Source organism: Pedobacter sp. (genome assembly GCF_045628745.1).
Classification (GTDB): domain Bacteria; phylum Bacteroidota; class Bacteroidia; order Sphingobacteriales; family Sphingobacteriaceae; genus Pedobacter.
Map to the genome: position 1 here is coordinate 1 of NZ_JAZQPU010000006.1, position 3182 is coordinate 3182.

A 3182-nucleotide genomic window follows, 5' to 3' on the forward strand; every position below is an offset into this window, starting at 1 on the left:
GTCAAGTTCAAAGAGCACCACACTCCCTTACTTTGAAAACCTAAGTGAAAAATTGAAGGAAACTCCAGTTGGAAAACAGTTTAAGAAAGAATTGCTGGGTATTAAATTGTTCGAAGGAAAACCTTATATAGATTTTGCTTCTACTACCCCTGACGGACAAACGCTGAGCTTAAAAGAAGTGATCAATAATCACAAATATATCTTATTAGACTTTTGGGCAAGTTGGTGCGGACCCTGCCGCAAGGAGAACCCTAATGTCTTTAAGACGTTTACCGATTTTAAAGATGCTGGGTTTACAGTAATGAGTGTTTCACTGGATGACAATGCTGACAAATGGAAGTCGGCGATAAAGACTGACGGGATGCCATGGTACCATGTATCCAGTCTGCAGCGATGGCAGGAGCCTGCAGCCATGCTATATGGTGTACAAGCCATCCCTGAGAATTTATTGATAGACCAAAAAGGCAAAATAGTTGCATCTAACTTGCGTGGTGAAGCCCTTTATGCTAAAATTCAAGAACTTTTAAAATAACGATCAGAGCACTTTCGGCTTTATTCTTATTTGGCCGGATTAACCATTATTCAAAAAATACAGATATGAAATCAAAACAGATTAAACTGATGATTGCACTCTTCTTAAGTCCCCTAGCTGCCTTTACTCAGGCGGGGGATTTTACTGTTGAGGGGAAAGTAAATTCGAAATATAACGGCGCTTACGTAAAGTTGTTCTATAACCAAAATGAAACAAAATTTGTAGATAGCGTACAGATTAAAAAGGGCAGCTTTAAGTTTAATGGAAACGTTGCTTTACCTGCATTGGGTACCCTAAGTATGAAAGAGCTAGAAATGGGTGATCGGGTTCCCTTGTTTTTATCTGCAGGGAAAATCCGGGTGTCAACAAAGGATTCTTTAAAAAATGCGCAAATTACAGGGACAAAATTAGCGGAGGATCAGGCCCAGTTTACAAGAATTATGCGGAAGGAAGATGATATTCTTATGGCGATGATCTATAAAGTGAAGCAAATGCCTGAAGGAGCTGAAAAACAAGGTATGGGTGCACCAATATTGAAAATAGTTCATCATTACACTGATTTTAAAATCAAAGCTATACAACAATTTGTAACCGACCATCCGAATTCCTACGTTTCACTTTACCATTTAAATAACAGTGCGGTTGGCGCAACAATGAATTATGAGGCTACTTATCCGTATTATGAAAAGTTAAGCAATGAAGTTAAGGAAACCCCACTAGGAAAACAATTTGGCAATAGGTTACTTGCTGTTAAAGGCAAAATGGATGGACAGCCCTATATTGATTTTGTTTCAACAACACCAGAAGGTAAATCGCTCAGCTTAAAAGAAGTGATCAACAAAAACAAGTATACCCTAGTAGACTTTTGGGCCAGCTGGTGTGGTCCATGCCGTAACGAGAATCCTAATGTGGTTAAAACATACAACGATTTTAAGGCCGCAGGATTTACCGTGTTGAGTGTATCGCTGGATGATAATACAGAAAAATGGAAGGCCGCAATAGAGAAAGATGGAATGCCATGGTATCATGTGTCGAGTTTGAAAGGCTGGAATGAGCCTGCAGCAAAATTATATAATGTACGTGCTATTCCTCAAAATGTCTTGATCGATCAGAATGGCAAAGTTGTGGCATCGAACCTACGTGGAGAAACTTTGTATAAGAAGGTTCAGTCGCTAATGAAATAATGCAAAAACCTTAATATGCAAGCCGCTATACAAATTCAATTTGTTAGCGGCTTGTTTGTTTAGCAGAAACGATCAACACTAGTCCGTGCCAGAATTTCATGCAATTTATTGAAAGGCTATTTGTATCTAAAAATCTTTGGATCGCCCTATCAGTTGATCTACGGCTGTAAGAAGATCATTTTTCGGTATATGTAAATGATTGGAATCTCTTTCACTTCCCATTTTTACAACATAACTATGCGTTTTTAATTGCAATTAACTGCATTAAATTCATCATGAAATCTTTGCAATAAAATTGAGACTAACATCAATCTTTGAGTCAATCTTGCCAGCCTTGATATGGGTGGCATGAACGTTTCTAAAAAAGTAATAAATAATAGCATTTCATTCTTTAGGGCACACCGCTATTTTTTAATCTTCTGGTAGCGCAGCAATGCCTCCAAAAAGTAATAATCAGCATAAATCAATGGCACATCAATTTCAGATTGATGAGGCAGACTGCCTACAGCGTGTTTCAAGATAAACCCAGAATTTGTTCCGGGTTTAGCTAAATATTCATCCCCAGATAAGGATTTCAACATCAGCTCTGCCTGTTTAAAATATTTGTTGCCATTCTTTCCTATGGTACTCAACTCCAGCAACCCAGAAGCCACCAGTGATCCTGCGGAAGCATCACGAGGGATGTAAGACAACTTATTTGCCTGATAATTGAAATCTGGTGTATAGCCCTTTTGTTCCGCGTTAAAGTCCCAGTATGGAATTTTATCCTTTGGTAAATTTGGGTGATTGATATAAAAATCAGCCGCTTTTTGTGCCGCATCCAAAAAACGTTTGTCTTTGGTTTCCCTATACATCATGGTAAAACCATAAATAGCCCACCCTTGTCCCCTAGCCCAAGTTGAATTATCAGCATAACCCTGGTTAGTCTGCTGGTGCAGTACTGCACCATCCGCAGCATAATCTACCACATGGTAGGTACTGAAGTCAGCTCTGAAATGATTTTTCATGGTATTCAAAGCATGACTTACGGCAATCTCTTTATACTTAGGATTACCTGTCAGTTTGGAAACATAACAAAGCATTTCAAGGTTCATCATATTGTCAATAATTACTGGGAATTGCCACATGGTCTTTTTGTCCCATGAAGCTTTTGTATTCCAGGATTTAATCAAACCTACTTTAGGATCAAAACGGGTTATTGCTGACTCTGCCGATTGAATCAGAATCTGATGGTATTTTTTAAGCTTTACGGGGTCTTTCTCAAATCTAATAGCATTGCCATATGAACAATACATTACAAAGCCAATATCGTGATGCTGCGTTAAAAATTGTGCTTGTTCTAAGGCCTCAGTCCATTTTGTAGCCGCGGCTTTCCATTCCGGTTTTTGCGTATATTCATAAATATACCACAGACCACCAGCAAAAAAACCTTGTGTCCAATCCCAAACATCCGTAGTCCTAACCGA

3 protein-coding genes are annotated in these 3182 nt (G+C 38.7%); 2 read left to right on the forward strand and 1 reads right to left on the reverse strand.

The window, feature by feature from the left end; genetic code table 11:
* Together ACR2F7_RS00360 and ACR2F7_RS00365 are read left to right on the forward strand one after the other, a co-directional pair.
* Positions 1-532: TlpA family protein disulfide reductase (locus ACR2F7_RS00360; protein ID WP_432711626.1), on the forward strand; the 532-nt coding region annotated here is incomplete at its 5' end.
* A gap of 65 nt (positions 533-597) precedes the next feature.
* Positions 598-1716 (forward strand): thioredoxin-like domain-containing protein, encoded by a 1119-nt coding sequence (locus tag ACR2F7_RS00365; protein WP_432711627.1) that lies wholly within the window; start codon positions 598-600, stop codon positions 1714-1716.
* Between the two features lie 404 nt (positions 1717-2120).
* On the opposite strand, the gene ACR2F7_RS00370 is transcribed toward ACR2F7_RS00365, so the two are convergent.
* A partial coding sequence (locus tag ACR2F7_RS00370) for a glycoside hydrolase family 88 protein (RefSeq protein ID WP_432711628.1) occupies positions 2121-3182 on the reverse strand: 1062 nt, incomplete at its 5' end.

Excerpts from the sequence above, each read along its gene's own strand:
- ACR2F7_RS00365 (WP_432711627.1), top strand. The coding sequence starts at position 598 with ATGAAATCAAAACAGATTAAACTGATGATTGCACTCTTCTTAAGTCCC.